This window comes from Roseobacter cerasinus (assembly GCF_009811755.1).
Lineage (GTDB): Bacteria > Pseudomonadota > Alphaproteobacteria > Rhodobacterales > Rhodobacteraceae > Roseobacter > Roseobacter cerasinus.
The window spans coordinates 339,390-359,107 of record NZ_BLIV01000001.1; the positions used below are offsets into that span (position 1 = coordinate 339,390).

Genomic DNA, 19,718 nt, shown 5'->3' on the forward strand with positions numbered 1-19,718 from the left:
TGGTTAACCGTGGGTTAGTCCGGCAGGGTCCTGTCACCGACGCGCTTGATTTCCCATTCTAGCGTGATCCCACTTTGAGCGTAAACCTTTTTTCGAACCTGCTCACCCAATCCTTCGAGATCGGCGGCGGTGGCATCGCCAGTGTTGATCAGGAAGTTGGGGTGTTTCTCGCTCATCTGCGCCCCGCCCTGCCGCGCGCCGCGCAAGCCCGCGTCGTCGATCACCTTCCAGGCCTTGAGGTCGTGCACATCGTCGCTGCGTCCGGTGGAGGAAAACCCCGCCGGGTTGCGAAAGGTGGAGCCTGCGCTGCGGTCCTTGGTGGGCTGCGTGGCGTCACGCTTGGCCAACTGCTCCTCCATCCGCGCATGCAGCGCCTGCGGGTCGCCCTGCGGCGCCTCGAAGGTCGCAGAGGTCAGCACCCAGCCCTCGGGCAACGTGCTGTGGCGGTAGGCAAAGGTCAGATCCTCCGGCGTCAGCGTCACCATGTCGCCCGCGCGCGTCACGGCCTGCGCCTCGACCAGCACATCCGCCGTATAGCTGCCATAGCAGCCCGCGTTCATGCGGATCGCGCCGCCTATGCTGCCCGGAATGGTGCGCAAAAAGGTCAGATCCAGCCCCGCATCAGCCGCTTTCCGGGCCACATGCGCATCCAGCGCCGCCGCTCCGGCGACGACCCGCGCTCCGTCAATCTCAATGCCATTGAACCCGCGCCCCAGGCGGATCACCACGGCGCGCAGCCCGCCATCGCGCACAATCAGGTTGGAGCCCACCCCCATCGGGAATACGGCGATATCAGAGGGCAAACCGGCGAGAAACTTTTGCAGATCCTGCAGATCAGCGGGCTGGAACAGCCAATCCGCCGGGCCGCCGACGCGCAGCCAGGTCAGATCGCTCAAGCTGCGGTTGGGCGTCAGGCGGCCACGGACATCCGGCAGGCTGCTCATCGGTGTAGCGTGCGGCTCTTGATCCAGCGGCCCAGATAGATAACCGGCCAGCGCAGCATCGAGACACCCGCCGCCATCACAAGAATGCCCACCCAGGGCCCGTGCAGCCACGTGACATAGCCCACAATGGGAATGCCGACGGCAATCAGCGCATAGGCGCTGCGCCAGTGGTTGTCCTTGCTGGGCGCCATGGCCAGCACATTGGCCACCACCGCCCAGAGGGCTGCGAGGATCAGCGGCAGGCTCATTGCTCGCGCTCCGGTGTGTCGCAGGTCTGCGGCATCACGCGGCCCCCTTGCGCAGCCGATCCGGCAGGCCATTGGCCCATGTGCTGATCGTCCCCGCGCCCAAGCAGACAACCATATCGCCCGGGCGCGTCTGTTCACGCACGAGACGCTCCAGATCATCCTCGCCCACGACCGCGCGGGCGTGGCGGTGGCCATGACGGATGAGACCTGCGACCAGATCATCGCGGCTGGCGCCTTCGATGGGGTCTTCTCCCGCCGCATAGACCTCGGCGATGCCAACCACATCCGCATCGTTGAAACAGGCGCAGAAATCGTCAAACAGGCTTGAGAGGCGCGTAAAGCGATGCGGCTGGTGCACAGCGATCACGCGGCCCTCGGTTGCCTGCCGCGCGGCTTTCAGCACGGCGGCAATTTCCACCGGGTGGTGGCCGTAATCATCAATGATCGTCACGCCATCGACATCGCCGACCCGCGTGAACCGCCGGTTCACCCCGCCGAACGCCGCGAGGGCCGCGCGGATCTGCTCTGCCTTCATGCCCAGATGCCGGGCCACAGCCACCGCAGACAACGCGTTCGAGACGTTGTGATCGCCCGGCATCGGCAGCGAACAGTCTTCGATCACGATACCTTCGGCCTGCAAAGCCACGTCGAAATGCGCCACGCCATTCTTGTAGGTCAGGTTCACCGCGCGCACATCGGCCTGGGCATTGAACCCGTAGGTGATCACGCGGCGGTCGGTGATCTTGCCCACCAGCGCCTGTACCTCCGGATGATCGGTGCAGCAGACCGCGACGCCGTAGAACGGAATGTTCGAGACAAAATCCAGAAAGCCTTGCCGCAACGTGTCGAAATCGCCCCAATGCTCCATATGCTCGGGGTCTATGTTGGTCACAATCGCAATGGTCGCGGGCAGGCGGTTGAAAGTGCCGTCGCTCTCATCGGCCTCAACCACCATCCACTCCCCCTCACCCGCGCGGGCGTTCGAGCCGTAAGCGTGAATGATGCCGCCGTTCACAACCGTGGGGTCGAAATCGCCCGCATCGAGCAGCGTCGCCACCATCGTGGTGGTTGTGGTCTTTCCGTGAGTGCCCGCCACGGCGATGTTGGATTTGAGACGCATGAGCTCTGCCAGCATCTCGGCCCGGCGCACGATGGGCAAACCTTGGGCGCGGGCGGCATCCAGCTCCGCATTGCCGCGCTTGATCGCGGAGGAGATCACCACGACCTCGGCGTTGGCGATGTTCTCTGCACTTTGACCTTCGAAAACATGCGCGCCCAGCTCTTCGAGGCGGCGGGTGATCGGCGTCGATTTCAGATCAGACCCCTGCACCGTATAGCCGTGATTGAGCAACACCTCAGCAATGCCCGACATGCCGATGCCGCCGATACCAACAAAATGAATGGGCCCGACGTCGCCGGGCAGTTTGGTCGCTGCGCTCATGTCTCTTGCCCCTTTGCTGCCAGATGCTCGACCATGCTCACCAAAGCCTCGGTCGCGTCCGGTTTGCCGAATTTTGCCGCTGAGCGGGCCATCTGCATCGCCCCGTCCGGATTGTCCAGAACCGAAAGGATCTGTTCCGTCACGGCAGCCACTTCAAGACGGCTTTCGGGGATCATGATCGCGCCACCCGCCTCGACCAGCCCGCGCGCATTGGCGGTCTGGTGGTCTCCTGCCGCTGCGGCAAAGGGGATCAGGATCGACGGGCGGCCAATCACCGTCAGATCCGCAACCGACGACGCGCCCGACCGGCTGATCACCAGTTGCGCCTCGGTCATGCGGCGCGGCACATCGTGAAAGAATGGCTGTACCTCGGCCCGAATGCCGCTCTCCTTGTAGAACGCGGCCACCCGCTCACCATCTTCCTCGCGGGCCTGATGGCTCACGCGGATGTTTTTCAGCAGTCGCATGGGCAAGGCCGCGATGGCCGGCGGGATCACATCACTAAGGATACGCGCGCCCTGGCTGCCGCCGATCACCAGCAGCTCCATCGGGTAGTCACCGGGCGAGATGTAGCCTGCCTCGACCCGTTCCAGAATGGCACGGCGCACCGGGTTGCCGGTGTGATAGCCCTCAACCCCCTCCGGCAGATCGGTGGGCCAGGTGCCACAGGCCACCGCATCAACGCGCGAGGCAAAGATCTGATTGACCCGGCCTAGAATACCGTTTTGCTCGTGGATCATCCGCGGCAGCTTCAACAGGTGCGCCGCCGCCAGTGCCGGGATCGTCGGGTAGCCGCCGAAGCCCACCACGACATCAGGCCGGTCGCGCCGCAGGCTCCAGAGCGCCCCGAGCACCCCGCCCGCAATCTGGAATGGCACCGCCAGCTTGGCCAGAACATTGCCGCGCGCGAAGGTCCCGCTCTTGATCTGGGTGATCTCGGTGCTGTGGGGAAAGCCGCCCGTGTACCGCGCGCCGCGCGCATCCGTGCTGAGCTTGACGCGCCAGCCACGGTGCAGCATCGCCTCGGCCAGCGCCTGCGCGGGGAACATATGCCCACCCGTGCCGCCCGCAGCAATCATGAGAAGCGGTTGCGTGCTCATCGCGCACGGCCCCGCAGCAACAAATCACTGATGCCCCCCTGCGGACGGGTGCGTGTGAAAGCCAAAAGCATCCCCACGGCCAATCCGCTGGCGATCACCGAGGAGCCACCGTAGCTCACAAACGGAAGCGTCATGCCCTTGGCGGGCAACAGGCGCACGGCAACGCCCATATTGATCATCGCCTGTACGCCAAGGGTACAGGCCAGCCCCGTGCCGGCCAGCCGAATAAAGGGATCGCGCTCGCGCATCAGGCGCATGAGCGACCGCACGACCACCGTGGAGTAGAGCGCGATGATCACCAGCACGAGGATCAGCCCGTATTCCTCAGCCGCCACAGCAATGATGAAATCTGTATGCGCATCCGGCAGCGACCATTTCACTTGCCCCTCGCCGACACCGACCCCAAAGAAGCCGCCCTCCTGAATGGCATTGGTGGCATAGCCCAGCTGCGTCCGCGGGTCGATGTCCGGGTTCAGAAAGCCATCAATGCGCCGGGCAAAGTGCTCCGAGTTGGAATAGGCCACCGTGCCAGCCAAGACAGCCAACCCTGCCATGCCAACCAGCAGGATCATCGGCGCGCCCGCCACAAAATACATCACGCCCCAGGAGAACAGAACCAGACAAGCCTGACCAAAGTCCGGCTGCAGGATCAGCATCGCCACAATCGCAAGACACAGCGCAAAGGACCAGCTGCGCCCCGGCGGGCCATTCAACTCCATCGAGGCGGCCATCATCCAGGCGCCGACAATCACAAACCCGGGCTTAAGAAACTCCGACGGCTGGATTGCCGCAAAGCCCAGGCCGTACCAGCGCACCGCCCCCTTGCCAAAGTCGGTGCCGAGGACGGGCAGCAGAGCCAACGCCACAAAAGACACCAGAAACCCCAGTACAGCCAAACGCCGCACCAGCACCGGCGACATCATCGAGGTGATGACCATCACAATCAGCGCAAGGCTGCCGAAAACCGCCTGCCGCTGAACATAATGGAACGGCTCGAACCCGTTGCGCTCTGCCAGCGGCGGCGACGCGGCCAGCCCAAGCAGCAGGCCCACGGCAAAAAGAATAAGAACGCAGGACATGGCCCACTTGTCGATCGTGCGCCACCACTTCGGCAGGATCGGCTCGCCATCGCGAACCGGCACTGCGCCATAGACCATTTCCGTCATGGGGTCTGCCTTGAACCGTTACACTGCCTCATGCGTCCCGTTATTCGGGATCTGCTGCAGACACAGTAGCGTCATTTTGTCCACTGCACCAGCCTCAAGACTTGCCAAACTGTGGTTTTCACGCCAGTTGGCGCCGATGCAGGTCGATACAGCGATCATAGGTGCCGGTGCCGCCGGGATGATGTGCGCAGCCCACACCATCGGCCGCGTGCTACTGGTCGATCACGCGCGCGCACCCGGCGAGAAAATCCGCATTTCAGGCGGCGGGCGGTGCAATTTCACCAACCTGCACTGCGGGCCCCACGCCTTCCTGTCAGCGAACCCGCATTTCGCGAAATCTGCTTTAGCCCGCTACACGCAGTGGGACTTCATCGACCTTGTGGATCGCCACAGGATCACCTGGCACGAAAAGACCCTGGGCCAGCTTTTTTGCGACACCTCCGCCAAAGAGATTATCGCCATGCTGCGGGAGCTATTGCAGCAAAACGGCGTTGACCTGAGTTTGCAAACAACTGCAAGCGACTTTGCAAAGACCCCGGACGGCTTCGAATTCACCCTGACACGAGATAGTGTCACACAACAGGTGTGCGCCCGCAGGCTGGTCATGGCAACTGGGGGCAAATCCATCCCCAAGATGGGGGCCACGGGCCTGGCCTATGACGTCGCCACCCAATTTGGCCTGCCCGTCACCGACACACGGCCCGCGCTGGTCCCCTTCACCTTCCCACAAGAGCGCTTTGCCGGTCTTGCGGGCGTCTCCGTTCCCGCGCGCGTCACAGCAGGCGGGCAAAGCTTTGACGAAGCCCTGCTCTTCACCCACCGCGGTCTCTCCGGCCCGGCCGTCTTGCAAGCGTCCTCCTACTGGCGGGAAAGCGAGGCCGTCACAGTCAACCTCATTCCACACATCGATCTGCTGGGCGACCTCAGGACCCGACGCGCGGCTTCGGGCCGCCGAAACCTCACCACAGAAATGGCCACAGCACTCCCGACCCGATTGGTAGACCATCTCGCATCAGACCTGAACCTGACCGGCAATCTGGCTGATCAATCCGACAAACGTCTCAGCGACGTTTGCACTCAACTGTCAGACTGGCATCTCACCCCAAGCGGCACCGAAGGCTACCGAACTGCGGAAGTCACCTTGGGCGGCGTCGACACCAATGCGCTCTCCGCCAAGACCATGGAAGCCAAAAACGTCCCCGGCCTCTTCTTCATCGGCGAAGCCGTGGACGTAACCGGCTGGCTTGGCGGCTACAACTTCCAATGGGCCTGGTCCTCCGCCATGGCCGCCGCCCGCAGTTTGAGCACCTAGAGCGTCTGACGAAATACCTGAGATATCAAACATCACATATCGCGTTGAAATCTTTGATTTCAGGCAGCGATATGTGATTCAGGTTTTTCGCATGACGCTTTAACCCCTTCATCCTTCCCAAAATACTCCCGCCGGAGGCACGACCGACCGGTCAAGCGCGGCACCCTCAAAGATGACGCGCGACTTCAGCCATAAAATCCTCGCCGCGCTGCTCGAAGTTGTCGTATTGATCAAAACTCGCCGCAGCCGGTGCCAGCAGGATCACATCACCGGCCTCCGCGTCCCGCATCGCCTGCTCGACGGCCCGGGCCATGGTGGTGCACACCTCCGCCGCGACCGGCAGCTTCAACGCAAAGGCAGCCGCCTCGCGCCCAATCACATAGGCCTTGCGCACGGACGCCGCCGCACCCAGTTCCGCCAGACCACCCTCCTTCTCAAGCCCTCCGCAAATCCAGCGGATGTTTTCAAAGGCCATCAACGCCTTGGCCGCGGCGTCCACATTGGTCGCTTTGCTGTCGTTGACAAAGCGCACGCCATTTTTCTCACCCACCAGCTGGCTGCGATGCGGCAAACCAGCAAAGCCGTGAAACGCGCGCTCGATCACCTTGGGGGCCAACCCAAGCGACCGGCACACCGCATAAGCAGCACAGGCATTCTGGTGATTATGCGCACCCGGCAGGCCCGGCACCTGGCGCAGATCGACCGACGCGGTTTGCTTGCCCTTGCGGTACTCCGCCAGAAATCCCTTGCGCGCAAAGACTTGCCAGCCGGGTCCTGTGAGTTTCTGCTCAACCGACATGCGGATCACCCGGTCATCCGCCCGCCCTTCACTCAGCTGGCCCGCCAGATATCGCCCCTCGGCCTCGTCTACACCAATGATGGCCCTGTCCGGGCCGCCTTCCGCAAAAAGCCGCCGCTTGGCCGCAAAATACCCTCCCATCCCGCCGTGCCGATCCAGATGATCGGGCGAAAGATTGGTAAACACAGCCACATCCGGCGTCAGACTGCGCGCGAGTTCGGTCTGGTAACTGGAGAGTTCCAGCACCACCACCTCCCCATCGATGGGCGGCTCCAGATCAAGCACACCGCGCCCGATGTTCCCGGCCAGCTGGCACGGGCGCCCGACCTCGGAGAGAATGTGATGAATGAGGGCCGAGGTTGTCGACTTCCCATTCGATCCCGTCACCGCCACAACGCGCGGTGCCACGTCAAAACTGTTCCAGGCCTCCGTGGCGAAGGACTGAAAGAACAACCCGATGTCATTGTCGACAGGCACGCCTGCCTCCAAGGCGGCGGCCACAACAGGGTTCGGCTCGGGGTAGAGATGTGGGATTCCGGGGCTCACGATCAACCGCGCAATATCATCAAAGTCGCTTGGGGTTTTCAGAGGCTGGCAGATGAACCCTTCAGCCTCGGCGCGCGCCTTAGCGGCAGGGTTGTCATCCCAGCAGATCGGAACAGCCCCCCCGGCGGCGAGCGCGCGGGCGGCGCTGAGCCCAGAGCGACCCAAGCCCAGAATGGCAACCTTTTGCCCTTGCAATCCTCTGACCGGAATCACGGGAAACCTCTTCTTGATTGGTTGCGCGACACTGCCGCCCACAGCCTCCGGGGGCAAGATAAAGCATCATGCGGAAGACGTGAATCACGTAACGCTGCCTGAAATCAAAGATTTCAACGCGGTAAGTGATAGGCGACATTTTGGGTATTTCGTCAAATGCGCTGGGTCGCGCAAAGTCGGGCCAACCCGGCGGCGGCTATCTTCGATCTTTAGAGGGCAAACCTGTGATCGGGGTGCAGCGCGTTGACTTTGACTGCAATGCGCGCGACGCCCGCGGCCTTGGCGACACAGATGCGATGGCGACCATCTTCGATTGCGATCCGATCTAATCGACCGACGTTGACCAGAGGAAGGTCATCTCCGGAGAACCGATACCTGCCGGAGACACAGTCGTCGTAGAGCCCTTCGATAAATCGCAACCGTTTCTGTATCTTTTGCTCGGTGTTATAGCGGCTTGGCGCGGTCTCGCGCATCCAGGCCAACCAGGCGGTGTCTTCCCACGCCTTGCCCTCGTGGAACCGTTGCTTAAGCGCCGTGAGAAAGTGGTAGTTGGACAGGCTGATCATGCCAATGTCTTGGCCCCGCCCCCCTTCGTAGCGGGCGCCCCAAAAGCAGTCTTTGTCCAGCACGACATCCCAATCACCCGGTGGTGCCTGACCCAACGAGGCCGGCGTGGTGCGGTGCAGCTTGTGGAATTCCGGAAACTGCAGAAATCCGACGCGAGCCGGATCGAGCTCGATCACATCACCCGGCCTGAGCCGCAGCGGATCCAGAGCGCGCGACGTCTTGGTGAGGTGAAACAAAATCCTCTGCGGTTCCTTCTTGGTATGCGCAAGGACGTGTTTGCTTTGCACTGCCCAATCATCGCCCAGAACCTCGCGAAAGAGCTCCTCATGCCAGGCAGTGGCTGCGTCTACATCCTGATCTGCGAAGGACGGCGGCGGTTGCCCCTGATCGCGATATCTGGCGTGGCGTGTGCTGCCTTCCACAAAGAGCATCGCGGTCTTCTGCCCGCACTGTCGCAGCACGTCGCGCATGCAGGCCTCGCCGTCGAACGCATAGATGCGATGCAGGACACTGAGCAGCAGGATCGCGCTCCACTCTGGGCTGTTGGCAAAGAACGCGGGCGACACCCCGATGTGCATGAAGGCCGAAGTTTGGCCCGCGATTCCGCAGGCCGTGGCGTACTCCTTTTCCATCTTCTCGACACCCAGTGCGTAGTGGCCGAGATTGCCGAGAAACTGCGTGGTGAACCCGGTGTTCGAGCCCACATCGAGGATCCATGACCCGGCATGCGGCAGCCGGTCAGCGATCAGTTGATTGCGCTGCTCAAAGCTTGCGTGCTTGCTTTGGAAATTGAGCATCAGACGCCCTCGGCCTCTTGCGATGGTGCGCGGCGGGTTTTGTGGTGTGCCAGCCCCGCCGTTGATTAAACGCTACAGGCCGCGTCGTGGATTTGCCAAGGGTCTTGTCGGGGTCTCTGCCGGACAGTGGGCAGCGGCCCGACCGCCGTTACCGGACCTTCAGTGTGGCAAGGCCAATCATGGCGAGGATCAGCGAGATGATCCAGAAGCGGATCACGATGGTGCTCTCGGCCCAGCCTTTCTTTTCATAGTGGTGGTGGATCGGAGCCATTAGGAACACCCGCTTGCCGGTGCGCTTGAAATAGAGCACCTGAATGATCACGGAGAGCGCCTCCACCACAAACAGCCCGCCAACAATCGCCAGAACGATCTCGTGTTTGGTGGACACGGCGATGGCGCCAAGCGCACCGCCCAAAGCCAGCGATCCGGTGTCGCCCATGAAGACAGCTGCCGGAGGGGCGTTGTACCACAAAAATCCAAGCCCCCCACCAAAGAGCCCTGCACAGAAGATCAGGATTTCACCGGTGCCAGGCACGTAGTGCACGTCGAGATATTCGGTGAAATCCACCCGGCCGACGGCGTAGGCGATCACGCCCAGCGTGCCTGCGGCGATCATCACCGGCATGATGGCCAGCCCGTCGAGCCCATCTGTCAGGTTCACGGAATTTGCGGCACCCACAATCACGATCATGCCAAAGGGGATGAAAAACATGCCCAGGTTCAACAGCACATCCTTGAAGACCGGCAGCGCCAGCCGCCCGGCCAGAGGCTCATAGTTCTCAACCCGCACGGCAAGATCCAGATCGTTTAGCCCGTGCACATACATCGCCGCGTAGGTCGCAACGCCTGCGATCAAGAACCCAAGTGCCAGACGGACCTTGCCGGGCACGCCCTTGTGATTTCCCTTCGAGACTTTGGCATAGTCATCGGCAAAGCCAATGGCGGCAAAGCTCAACGTCACCCCCAGCACGATCCACACAAACGGGTTATCGAGCCGCGCCCACAGGGCGGTGGAGGTCACAAGTGCGCCCACGATCAGCAGACCACCCATGGTCGGCGTGCCCGCCTTGGCAAAGTGGCTTTCCGGGCCATCGTCGCGGATCGGCTGGCCCTTGCCTTGCCGTTTGCGCAGCACTGCGATCAACGGACGTCCAAACAGAAACCCGAAGATGAGCGCCGTCAGAAAGGCCCCCCCTGCCCGGAACGTGATGTAGCGGAAGAGATTGAACGCATCCCCCCCGTCCGACAAGAGCGTGAGCCAATAGAGCATGCGTTATCCTTCTTCGACGTCGGGCGGGGCATGCCCCATGTTGCGGATGGCGTCAACGATCAGACCGAGTTTCATGCTGAGCGAGCCCTTGGCCAGCACCACGTCGCCACTGTCCAGCCGACGTTTGAGCAGCGGCAAAGCCTCGTCCGAGCTGGCAAACCAGTCGCCACGCTGCGCCTCCGGCAAGACATCATAGAGCGCACGCATCAGCGGCCCGATGCAGTGCACGACGTCAAGGCGCTGCAAGCTGGGCAGATCCGCGAGCCCGCTGTGCAGCGCAACCTCGTCTGGCCCCAGCTCCTTCATGTCACCCAGAAAGGCGATGCGCCGCCCGCGCGAGACGCGGCCAATGTCGTTTGTGACCGGCGCTGCGGCCAGCACCTCAAGAGCCGCCGCCATTGACGTCGGATTGGCATTGTAGCTGTCGTCGATCAGATCCAGCGTCATGCCGGTTTCAACCACATCCAGATAAATGCGCTCGCGCTGACCCCTCCCTTTATAGGGACGCCACCGACCAAGCGCGCCCACAGCCAGAGCCACATCCGCCTCAAGGGCCGCAACCACCGCCAGAGCGCCAAGCGCGTTCATGGCAAAGTGCCGTCCCGGCGAGGCGATCTTGTAAAGCAGCGGCTCTGCCCCCAGCTGCGCGCGAACGACGGTGGTGTCATCCCGCAGGTCAGCAGACAGAAGTTTGAAATCCTGCCCGTCTGCGCCAAAGCTGATGTCCTTCAGCGCGCAATCCTCTGCCTTGGCTTTCAGAATCTCAGCCGTGTCGATGTCTGCATTCCGGACAGCGGCGCCGCCGGGCAGAACACCCTCGTAGATCGACGCTTTCTCAACGGCGATACCGGAAATGTCCTCGAACGCCTCCAGATGCGCGGCCGCCACGGTGGTGACCAGCGCCACATGCGGTTGCGCCATTTGGGCGAGCGGTGCGATCTCACCGGGGTGGTTCATACCGATCTCGATCACGGCGAACTCGGTGTCGGTTGGCATGCGGGCCAAAGTAAGCGGCACGCCCCAATGATTGTTATAGCTGGCCACTGAGGCGTGGGTGCGCCCCTGCACGCGCAGCATTTCCAGCAGCATCTCTTTGGTGGAGGTCTTGCCGACAGAGCCGGTGACTGCAGCAACTTTGCCCTGCATCCGAGCGCGGGCCGCGCGGCCAAGGGCTTCGAGCCCTTGCAGCACGTCGTCGACAATGAGCAGCGGCGCGTCTTCAGCGACATTCGGCGGACGGTGGCTCACCAATGCCGCAGCCGCGCCTTTCTCAAGCGCCTGGGGCACAAACTCATGCCCATCCCGCTGGTCTTTCAAGGCCACAAAGAGATCGCCCGGCTCCAACGTGCGGGTGTCGATGGAGACGCCGGTGGCAATCCAGTCTGACGTGGCTTGCCCGCCCGTGGCTGCGGCAGCCTCTGCGGCGGTCCAAAGGCTCATGCCATGCGCCCATCAAGCGCGGCCACCGCGACGCTGGCCTGTTCGGCATCGTCAAAGGGCAGCACGTCACTGCCAATCGTCTGGCCGGTCTCGTGCCCCTTGCCGGCGATCAGCAGCGCATCACCCGGCCCTAGCGCATCAACGCCGCGCAGGATGGCTTCGGCCCGGTCGCCGACCTCCTGCGCATCGGGCGCACCCAGCAAGACGGCAGCCCGAATTTCGCCCGGATCCTCGCTGCGCGGGTTGTCGTCGGTCACGATCACCAGATCGGCATTCTCGGCTGCCGCCTGCCCCATCAGCGGGCGTTTGGTGACGTCCCGATCCCCGCCCGCGCCGACAATCGCGATCAGACGTCCCACCACGTGGGGCCGCAGAGCCTTCAGCGCGGTCGAGATCGCGCCGGGCGTGTGGGCATAATCCACAAAGACGGTCGCCCCATTGGCGCGGGTCGCCGCCAGCTGCATCCGCCCGCGCACCGTCCGCAGGTCTTCGAAGGTGTCAAAGACGACATTGGGCCTTTCCCCACAGGCGATCACAAGCCCGGCAGCCAAAAGCACGTTTTCGGCCTGAAAATCGCCGATCAGGTTCAGCCGCCGCACGTAAGACTTGCCCAGGTGAAAAAACTGCACGGTCTGACCCGTGGCATCGACCTGAATGCGACCCAGATGCAAATCCCCGATATCGCGGCCCACCGAGATCACCGGGCAGCCCCGTGCGTTTGCAATGGCTGCCATGTCGACGCCACGTTCTTCTTCGATGTTGATCACCGCCTTGGCGTCTTCCGGCAGCACCCGAGCGAAGAGCCCGGCCTTGGCGTCAAAATAGGCCTCGAAGGTCTCATGATAATCCAGATGATCCTGCGTGAGGTTCGTGAAACCCGCGGCCTTCAGGGTCACGCCGTCCAGGCGGCGCTGGTCCAGACCGTGGCTTGAGGCCTCCATGGCGCAGTGGGTCACCTCTGCCTCCGCCGCCTCCGCCAATGCGCAATGCAGCGTGATGGGTTCGGGCGTGGTATGGGCCAGCGGCGCGGTCCAGGCGCCTTCGATGCCGGTGGTGCCAAGGTTGATCGCCGCATGGCCCAGGCCTTGCCAGATCTGGCGTACAAATGTGCTGACCGAGGTTTTGCCATTGGTGCCCGTGACGGCGACCATAACCGGCGGTTGACGCTCGAACCAAAGCGCGGCGGCGCGGGCCAACGCCTCGCGGGGTTCGCTTGTCACGATGAGGGCTGCGTCACTCTCGGCAAGCTCATCCTGTGCCAGCCTAGCGCCCTCGGCATCGGTGAGGATCGCGGCAGCCCCCATGCGCAGGGCAAAGCGGATGAACTCGCCCCCGTGCATCTTCGCCCCCGGCATGGCGGCAAACAGAAACCCCTCCTGCACCTCGCGGCTGTCCACAGCCAGACCCGTGATCTGCGGATTGCGCCCGCCTTGGCCCGTCAGCCCCAGGGAGGAAAGGGTTTTTGGTTCTCCGCTCATGGCCCCGCTTTCTGCCGGATTAGTTCTTGATCAGCTTTATATCGGTCAATTCCACCGGTTCAACGCCCGGACGCAGCCCAAGAAGAGGGGCGACGCGCTTGATCATCTCGCCCGCCACAGGTGCAGCCGTCCACCCTGCGGTGCGGCGCGGCTCCTTCCCGATTGTATCGACAGGCTCGTCCAGCGTCACGATCACCACATATTTCGGGTCATGCGCGGGGAAGATCGCTGCAAAGGTCGCGATCACCTTATCTTCGTAATAGCCTCCCTGCGGGCGCGGTTTGTCTGCCGTACCCGTCTTGCCACCCACCGCATAGCCCGGCACCTCGCCAAAGCTTGCGGTACCTTCGGTGACCACCCGTCGCAGCATCTTGCGCGCCGCCCGCGTGGCGCTGTCCGACATCACCCGCTCGCCCAGCTGCGGGCCGTCCTGTTTCAGGATCGTCGGCTTGACCTTGTAGCCGCCGTTGGCAATCGCCGCGTAGCCCGCCGCCAGATGCATCGGCGACGTCGACAGCCCATGCCCGTAAGAGATGGTCATGGTGCTGATTTCTGACCAGTTCTTGGGCAGGAGCGGCTTGCCGGTTGCAGCCTCGACAATCTCGAAACCGGTGGTGTCAAGCATGCCCAGCTCTTTCAGGAAGGCCCGCTGACGCGTCGTGCCAATCTGCTGTGCGATCCGCGCGGTGCCGATGTTGGAGCTTTTCTCGATCACCTTGGAGACGGTCATCTCATTGCCGTAAAAGCGAAAGTCGCGAATGCGGTGCCTGCCCCAGCGCAACGGGCCTTTGGTGTCGATGACCGTGCCGGGGTTGACGAGGCCCAGATCCATAGCCTGTGCGACTGTGAAAATCTTGAAGGTGGAGCCCAGCTCATACACCCCCTGGACCGAGCGGTTGAAGAGCGGGCTGTCGGACTGATCACCGCTGGTCGCGGGGCGCGGGCGATCGTTGGGATCGAAGTTCGGCAGGGAGACCACGCTCACCACCTCCCCCGTCTGCACATCCATCACAATGGAGGTGGCACCCTTGGCGTTCATCAGCATCATACCACCAGCCAGCACCCGCTCTGCCGCCGCCTGCACGGTCAGGTCAAGCGACAGCTCAAGCGGCTGGTTGCCATTGGCCGGATCGCTCAAGTACGTGTCGAAATACTTCTCAACCCCGGCGACGCCAATGACCTCCGCCGCATGCACCGCCTCGCGACCATAGCTCGCGCCACCCAGCACATGTGCGGCCAGCCGTCCGTTGGGATAGAGCCGCATGTCGCGGCCCCCGAACAGCAGTCCCGGCTCTCCGATCTCATGCACGGCCTGCATCTGCTCGGGGCTGATCTTGCGCCTGAGCCAGAGGAATTTGCGCTTGCCGGTGAAATCTTCCAGCAGGTCCTCCTCCTTGAGGTCCGGGAAGATCGCAGCAAGTTCGCGCGCCGCATGAGCCGGATCGATCATCTGAGGGGGCTGCGCATAAAGCGCGTGGGTCTCGAAGTTGGTGGCCAGCAGCCGACCATGGCGGTCAACGATGTCCGCGCGCCCGGCATGGATCGCAGCGCCCGGTGCTTCAGCCCGTGGCTCCATCGGCTCCGCCGTTGCCAGCACCCCCATGCGCAACCCGATGACGCTGAAGGCCGCCACAAAAAACATCCCCAGGACCAGAAGCCGCCCTTCAGCCCGCTGCCGTGCCTGATCGCGCATCTGCTCGTGACGAATGTGGATGTTCTCGCGCTCGATCACATCGGGGTTCTGGCCTTTGGCGCGGGCATCCAGGATGCGGGCCAGCGGACGCAGAGGCGTTCGGATCATGGCCGCGTCTCCTCTTCAAGATGCGCGACATCCACCGGGTTGGTGATCGGCAGCAGCGGATCCGGCGGGTAGGCCACCTGCCCCACCAGACCGAATTGCTCGGCGCGCAGATCCAGCAGGCCCAATCGGTCGAAATTGATCTCCGCCAAGTCTCGCAACCGATCTGGCCGGTTCAGATAGGCCCACTCAGCCCGCAGGACCGCCAATCGTTCATGAGAAGTGCGGATGTCCTGCCGCAACTCGCGGGTCTCAGCCAAGGCTGCCTGCGTGGCATAGTTCTCGCGATAGGCCCAGAAAGCGAGGCCAATCACTGCCAGAGTGGTCAGAATGTAGAGCACGGCACGCATGGGTCAGACCTCTTTCACAATCGGCATATTCAGGGTTTTGGCATCCACCGGGGCGGCAGGCGCATCGGTGCGCGTGGCCACGCGCAGCTTGGCCGAGCGCGCCCGGGGGTTGGCCGCGATTTCGTCAGCATCGGGGGCGATGGCCTTGCGGGAGGCCTGCGTGAAAGCGGGGGCCTCCGCCTCGATCTGTGGGGCATAGCGATTGGCGTTGCCGCCGCTGCCGGATCGCGCCGTCAAGAAGCGCTTGACCATGCGGTCCTCAACCGAATGGAAGGTAACAACAGCGAGTTGCCCACCGGGCGCCAGCGCCCGTTCAGCCGCCATAAGCCCCTGGAACAGCTCACCATATTCGTCGTTCACCGCAATGCGCAGAGCCTGAAAACTGCGTGTGGCCGGGTGCGATTGACCGGGCTTGGCGCGCGGCAGGCAGCCTTCGATGATCTCGGACAGCTGTAAGGTTGTACGGATGGGTCGCGCCGCCAGGATCGCGCGCGAGATGCGGCGGCTGGCCCGTTCTTCCCCATATTGAAACAGGATGTTGGCAAGCGTCTCTTCGGAGGCGGTGTTCACGATATCTGCCGCTGTGGGGCCATCCTGGCTCATCCGCATGTCCAGTGGACCGTCGCGCAAAAAAGAGAACCCGCGCCCCGGCTGATCCAACTGCATGGAGGAGACGCCCAGGTCCAGCACGACGCCGTCAAGTCCGCTGGCATAGCTGTCCATCTGGGAAAACACACCAGGCTGTTGCACCAACCGGTCGCCGTAAGCGCCTGCCCAATCCGCCGCCATCTCGAATGCCAGCGGGTCGCGATCCACCGCGACGACCGTTTGCGCCCCCGCCTCCAGCAGCCCGCGCGTGTAGCCGCCCGCACCAAAGGTGCCATCAAGCCAGGTGCCATGAACAGGTGCCACCGCCTTGAGAATGGCGGACAGCAGAACAGGAACATGAGGGGCAGACATATCGGAGGAGGCCGTTGCAGCCATGGCTTACTCCCCCTTTTGCACGTCCAGAAATTCGAGCGGGTCGAAGTCATCCGGCAGATCTTCGAGCCAGGCCTCGGTCTTGGCGGACTCCTCAGCCTCGTAGGTCTCGGGCTTCCAGATCTGAAAGGTATCCCCCGCCGCGATAAAGAACGCCTCGCTCTCCAGCTCGATCTTGCTGCGCAGTTTGGCTGGCAGCACAAGGCGGCCGGTCTCGTCCACGGACGTCGGGAATGACTGACCATGAAAGAGCCGCTGCAACATTTTGCGCTGCATCGACCCGCGCGGCAGCGCATCAATCTTGGCGTCGACTTCCTCGATCGCCTCAATTGTGTAGCATTCCAGGTAATTGCGGCGATGATCGCCATAGACGATCACCAATTCGGGCGCGTTGCCGGAGGTCCAGTTGGGATCAGCCGCCTCGATCACACGACGAAACGAGGCCGGGATGGACACCCGCCCTTTTGTATCGACCTTGTGATGGCTTTCGCCTCTGAACCTGCGGCTCACTGCCCTGCCCCAATCTTCCAGCATCGCTTTAAGTTCGATGCCTATCCCCCTGCCTTGAAATGGTAACGGCGGGTTGATCTGCTGCCACTGATCAACCCGCCGCCCTCGTCCCGCAACCTGCGGGGAAGTCCAGCTGCGCGCGCCACCTGGGGGGATGTCTGCTCGCTCGCGCGCCGGATCTCTTTGGTCTGATGAAAGCGAGGTGCCTGTATGAAACCTGCTAGAGTTCTTGTTTTGCGTGGGGTCGTTGACTGCCCCGGCTCGTTCTCATCTGATGTAAAAGGGATACACTGGGAAACTATGGGAGAGCAAGGGATTTTTAGTTACCAACTTCTTAAGTATGTCGGTGAGAGGTTAATTCATTGCGGAAATCAATGAAGCACACGCCTACGATATCAACATTAAGCGGATTAATCTCAAGCAACTACTATATATAGCCAATGCACTATCGGCATATTTTTTCCCATCTATTCCCGATTTTCTTTAGAATTGCCTGTATGGCTCCACCATGTTGCGGATTTGTTCGAGAATCTTCGACGTCAATAACCGCAGCTGCCCACTGAGTCGCCGCCACTCATATCAAATCGTCATACCGTCCCATGATCTCCCATGGTCGCGAGTTAACCAAAATTTTCGCAAAAATTGATACGCCCGGCCCAAACGCTTAGGGCTGCCACTTTAACAAGTCAGGTGCGTTATGAACCTTCCCCTTCTTATTCTCGGCCGCGCCTTTCGTCTGATCGTGGCCGAACCGCTGAACACGTTGAAAGTGATCGCCCCCGGCACAGTTCTGATCGCCTTGGCTGCGTATATTGTATTGCAGGGATTTGGGGGCGATTTGGCCGCGTCCCAATCTGCACCAACTGAGATCAACGCCGCACTTGTTATCGTGGGCCTTGTGCTCAGCCTTCTGGGCTGGATGACCTTCGCAATCTTCTGGCATCGACATGCGCTGCTGCAGGACGAAGCACGCCACGAGGTCATGACCGTCACAGGCCGGATCTACTGGCAGTATTTCAAGGGCGCTCTGATCGTCCTTCTCCTGGCAATGCTTGCCGCCTTTGCACTTGGCTTTGGCGCCTTCTTTGTCACTGCAGTCTTTTCCGCCGCATCGCCGAGCATTCTTTCAATCGTCACGCTGGGGACCACACTTACCATAAATATGGCGATCTCGTGGATCCTACTGCGCAACAGCCTCGTGCTGCCCGCCGCAGCGACCGGCGCCCATCTGACGGTTTCCGAAAGCTGGGCCGCTACCGCGCCTGTCTCTCGCGATATCTTCTGGACCGCTATCTTGCTGAGTGTGATCAACGTGCTGCTGCAGCAAATGATGATGGCGGTCGCAGCCACTCAGCCAGGCCTGGTCTTACCCGCTAGCCTTGTTCAGATAATCCTGCAGTCACTGATCTTCATTAGCGTTCTCAGCACGCTTTACGGGCATTTGGTCCAGCATCGGCCCCTTGAGTGATCAGGATCAGGCCATGCCGCCCTTGATCAAGCCTTCGGCGATGCGCCCATACGCCTGCGCCATCGGGCCGTCTCCCACGGCGATGGGTGTGCCACCATCCCCGGCAAGGCGCGTCTCAAGATCAATCGGCAAAGCGCCCAGCAACGGCACCCCCAGCTTGTCAGCTTCGGCGGCCACGCCACCTTGCCCAAAGATCTGATGTTCCGACCCGCAATCCGGGCAGACAAACATCGACATATTCTCGATCAACCCCAGCACCGGCGTTTTCAGCGTGTCGAACATATCGAGCGCCTTGCGCGCATCGATCAGCGCCACATCCTGCGGGGTGGAAACAACAATGGCCCCCGTGAGCTCGGATTTGGTACAAAGCGTCAACTGCACATCCCCCGTGCCGGGCGGCAGGTCGACCAGCAAGACGTCAAGCTCGCCCCACTCCACCTGGCCCAGCATCTGTTGCAGCGCGCCCATCAGCATCGGCCCGCGCCAGACCACCGCCTTGCCCTCTTCCAGCATGAAGCCGATGGACATCAGCGTGACCCCATGGGCGTGCAACGGAATGATCGTCTTGCCGTCAGGCGAGGCCGGGCGCTTGTTCACGCCCATCATGCGCGGCTGAGAGGGACCATATATATCAGCGTCCAGCAGACCGACCTTGCGCCCCGCCCGCGCCAGAGCCACGGCGAGGTTTGATGAGACCGTGGATTTGCCCACCCCGCCCTTGCCGGACCCGATGGCGAGAATGCGTTTCACACCGGTCGGCTTGGTCGGCCCGGCCTGTGGTTTGGGGTGGCCGCCGATCTTCAGGCTTGGCGGCTCGGGCTTCTTTTCTGCCGGGCCATGCGCGGTCAGCGCGACGGACGCACTTTCCACGCCTGGCAAGTCACGCACGATCTTTTCTGCGGCATCACGCAACGGCCCCATCTGGCGCGCGACCTCGGGGCTCGGCGCCTCGATGACAAAGCGCACGGAGGCCCCATCCACGACAAGCGCTCGAATCAAATCATGCGCCAGCAGGCTTTTTCCATCGGGAAGGGCAACCCGGTCCAGCGCCGCCTCAACTTGGGCCTTCGTCACAGACATGCTCAAATTCTCCTCAAATGCGCCGCTTTGCTAAGCGCCTGTTTCCGCTAACAGTATTTAGGGTGTCGAACTGCCTAACCCTATAGCACTACGCATAAATTTACGCTAGGACGCCCATGCATTCGCTGCATAGCAGCATTGTAAGAGCGTCTATTGTGCACCCGCAGCATTTTCCTACATAACAGTCACAACGAACGCATACGAGTAAAC

The 19,718-nt window shown here is 62.1% G+C and carries 17 protein-coding genes; 2 read left to right on the forward strand and 15 right to left on the reverse strand.

Annotation, left to right across the window (positions count from 1 at the left end):
• Nucleotides 1-14: 14 nt before the first annotated feature.
• Genes murB through ftsW form a run of 5 tightly spaced genes read right to left on the reverse strand, consistent with a single transcriptional unit; the run spans nt 15 to nt 4,899 of the window.
• Nucleotides 15-944, reverse strand: a complete 930-nt coding sequence (gene murB / locus So717_RS01740) for a UDP-N-acetylmuramate dehydrogenase (RefSeq protein WP_159974484.1) — start codon at nt 942-944, stop codon at nt 15-17.
• Nucleotides 941-1,192, reverse strand: a complete 252-nt coding sequence (locus So717_RS01745) for a DUF2484 family protein (protein ID WP_159974485.1) — start codon at nt 1,190-1,192, stop codon at nt 941-943. Before So717_RS01745 ends, murB begins: the two co-directional genes overlap by 4 nt.
• A gap of 34 nt (nt 1,193-1,226) precedes the next feature.
• On the reverse strand, nt 1,227-2,633 hold the full coding sequence (murC, locus tag So717_RS01750; RefSeq protein ID WP_159974486.1) for a UDP-N-acetylmuramate--L-alanine ligase: 1,407 nt from the start codon (nt 2,631-2,633) through the stop codon (nt 1,227-1,229).
• Nucleotides 2,630-3,733 (reverse strand): UDP-N-acetylglucosamine--N-acetylmuramyl-(pentapeptide) pyrophosphoryl-undecaprenol N-acetylglucosamine transferase, encoded by a 1,104-nt coding sequence (locus So717_RS01755; protein WP_159974487.1) that lies wholly within the window; start codon nt 3,731-3,733, stop codon nt 2,630-2,632. The genes murC and So717_RS01755 overlap by 4 nt, the downstream gene beginning before the upstream one ends.
• On the reverse strand, nt 3,730-4,899 hold the full coding sequence (gene ftsW / locus So717_RS01760; RefSeq protein WP_159974488.1) for a putative lipid II flippase FtsW: 1,170 nt from the start codon (nt 4,897-4,899) through the stop codon (nt 3,730-3,732). Before ftsW ends, So717_RS01755 begins: the two co-directional genes overlap by 4 nt.
• Before the next feature lie 136 nt (nt 4,900-5,035).
• Here ftsW and So717_RS01765 point away from each other — a divergent pair, with 136 nt between their 5' ends.
• Nucleotides 5,036-6,211: a BaiN/RdsA family NAD(P)/FAD-dependent oxidoreductase gene (locus So717_RS01765; RefSeq protein WP_159974489.1), complete on the forward strand. Its 1,176-nt coding sequence runs from the start codon at nt 5,036-5,038 to the stop codon at nt 6,209-6,211.
• Nucleotides 6,212-6,377: 166 nt separating this feature from the next.
• Here So717_RS01765 and murD read toward each other — a convergent pair whose 3' ends face one another.
• The 9 genes from murD to mraZ form a co-directional block, all read right to left on the reverse strand.
• Complete coding sequence (gene murD, locus So717_RS01770) at nt 6,378-7,769, reverse strand: UDP-N-acetylmuramoyl-L-alanine--D-glutamate ligase (protein WP_159974490.1); 1,392 nt, start codon at nt 7,767-7,769, stop codon at nt 6,378-6,380.
• Between the two features lie 209 nt (nt 7,770-7,978).
• Complete coding sequence (locus So717_RS01775) at nt 7,979-9,133, reverse strand: class I SAM-dependent methyltransferase (protein ID WP_159974491.1); 1,155 nt, start codon at nt 9,131-9,133, stop codon at nt 7,979-7,981.
• Nucleotides 9,134-9,281: 148 nt separating this feature from the next.
• Nucleotides 9,282-10,403: a phospho-N-acetylmuramoyl-pentapeptide-transferase gene (gene mraY / locus So717_RS01780; RefSeq protein WP_159974492.1), complete on the reverse strand. Its 1,122-nt coding sequence runs from the start codon at nt 10,401-10,403 to the stop codon at nt 9,282-9,284.
• 3 nt (nt 10,404-10,406) lie between these two features.
• Nucleotides 10,407-11,843 (reverse strand): UDP-N-acetylmuramoyl-tripeptide--D-alanyl-D-alanine ligase, encoded by a 1,437-nt coding sequence (locus tag So717_RS01785; RefSeq protein ID WP_159974493.1) that lies wholly within the window; start codon nt 11,841-11,843, stop codon nt 10,407-10,409.
• Nucleotides 11,840-13,321, reverse strand: coding sequence for a UDP-N-acetylmuramoyl-L-alanyl-D-glutamate--2,6-diaminopimelate ligase (locus So717_RS01790; protein WP_159974494.1), 1,482 nt, complete (start codon nt 13,319-13,321; stop codon nt 11,840-11,842). The genes So717_RS01785 and So717_RS01790 overlap by 4 nt, the downstream gene beginning before the upstream one ends.
• A 19-nt stretch (nt 13,322-13,340) precedes the next feature.
• Nucleotides 13,341-15,122: a peptidoglycan D,D-transpeptidase FtsI family protein gene (locus So717_RS01795; RefSeq protein ID WP_159974495.1), complete on the reverse strand. Its 1,782-nt coding sequence runs from the start codon at nt 15,120-15,122 to the stop codon at nt 13,341-13,343.
• Nucleotides 15,119-15,469, reverse strand: a complete 351-nt coding sequence (gene ftsL, locus So717_RS01800) for a cell division protein FtsL (protein WP_159974496.1) — start codon at nt 15,467-15,469, stop codon at nt 15,119-15,121. The genes So717_RS01795 and ftsL overlap by 4 nt, the downstream gene beginning before the upstream one ends.
• A gap of 3 nt (nt 15,470-15,472) precedes the next feature.
• On the reverse strand, nt 15,473-16,453 hold the full coding sequence (rsmH, locus tag So717_RS01805; RefSeq protein WP_159974497.1) for a 16S rRNA (cytosine(1402)-N(4))-methyltransferase RsmH: 981 nt from the start codon (nt 16,451-16,453) through the stop codon (nt 15,473-15,475).
• 3 nt (nt 16,454-16,456) lie between these two features.
• A complete protein-coding gene (gene mraZ / locus So717_RS01810) occupies nt 16,457-16,960 on the reverse strand; it encodes a division/cell wall cluster transcriptional repressor MraZ (protein WP_238840600.1) in 504 nt (167 codons plus the stop codon).
• Between the two features lie 742 nt (nt 16,961-17,702).
• On the opposite strand from mraZ, the gene So717_RS01815 reads away from it, so the two are divergent.
• Nucleotides 17,703-18,428 carry a hypothetical protein gene (locus tag So717_RS01815; RefSeq protein ID WP_159974499.1) on the forward strand — a complete coding sequence of 242 codons (726 nt, stop codon included), beginning with the start codon at nt 17,703-17,705 and terminating at the stop codon, nt 18,426-18,428.
• A 6-nt stretch (nt 18,429-18,434) separates the two neighbouring features.
• Here So717_RS01815 and So717_RS01820 read toward each other — a convergent pair whose 3' ends face one another.
• Nucleotides 18,435-19,508, reverse strand: a complete 1,074-nt coding sequence (locus So717_RS01820) for an Mrp/NBP35 family ATP-binding protein (RefSeq protein WP_159974500.1) — start codon at nt 19,506-19,508, stop codon at nt 18,435-18,437.
• Nucleotides 19,509-19,718 lie beyond the last annotated feature (210 nt).

Coding starts and splice junctions, on each gene's coding strand:
- rsmH (WP_159974497.1), bottom strand. CDS start 16,453: ATGGCTGCAACGGCCTCCTCCGATATGTCTGCCCCTCATGTTCCTGTT.
- So717_RS01820 (WP_159974500.1), bottom strand. CDS start 19,508: ATGTCTGTGACGAAGGCCCAAGTTGAGGCGGCGCTGGACCGGGTTGCC.
- So717_RS01765 (WP_159974489.1), top strand. CDS start 5,036: ATGCAGGTCGATACAGCGATCATAGGTGCCGGTGCCGCCGGGATGATG.
- murB (WP_159974484.1), bottom strand. CDS start 944: ATGAGCAGCCTGCCGGATGTCCGTGGCCGCCTGACGCCCAACCGCAGC.
- So717_RS01785 (WP_159974493.1), bottom strand. CDS start 11,843: ATGAGCCTTTGGACCGCCGCAGAGGCTGCCGCAGCCACGGGCGGGCAA.
- murC (WP_159974486.1), bottom strand. CDS start 2,633: ATGAGCGCAGCGACCAAACTGCCCGGCGACGTCGGGCCCATTCATTTT.
- mraY (WP_159974492.1), bottom strand. CDS start 10,403: ATGCTCTATTGGCTCACGCTCTTGTCGGACGGGGGGGATGCGTTCAAT.
- ftsW (WP_159974488.1), bottom strand. CDS start 4,899: ATGACGGAAATGGTCTATGGCGCAGTGCCGGTTCGCGATGGCGAGCCG.
- So717_RS01795 (WP_159974495.1), bottom strand. CDS start 15,122: ATGATCCGAACGCCTCTGCGTCCGCTGGCCCGCATCCTGGATGCCCGC.
- So717_RS01745 (WP_159974485.1), bottom strand. CDS start 1,192: ATGAGCCTGCCGCTGATCCTCGCAGCCCTCTGGGCGGTGGTGGCCAAT.
- So717_RS01775 (WP_159974491.1), bottom strand. CDS start 9,133: ATGCTCAATTTCCAAAGCAAGCACGCAAGCTTTGAGCAGCGCAATCAA.
- So717_RS01755 (WP_159974487.1), bottom strand. CDS start 3,733: ATGAGCACGCAACCGCTTCTCATGATTGCTGCGGGCGGCACGGGTGGG.
- ftsL (WP_159974496.1), bottom strand. CDS start 15,469: ATGCGTGCCGTGCTCTACATTCTGACCACTCTGGCAGTGATTGGCCTC.
- So717_RS01790 (WP_159974494.1), bottom strand. CDS start 13,321: ATGAGCGGAGAACCAAAAACCCTTTCCTCCCTGGGGCTGACGGGCCAA.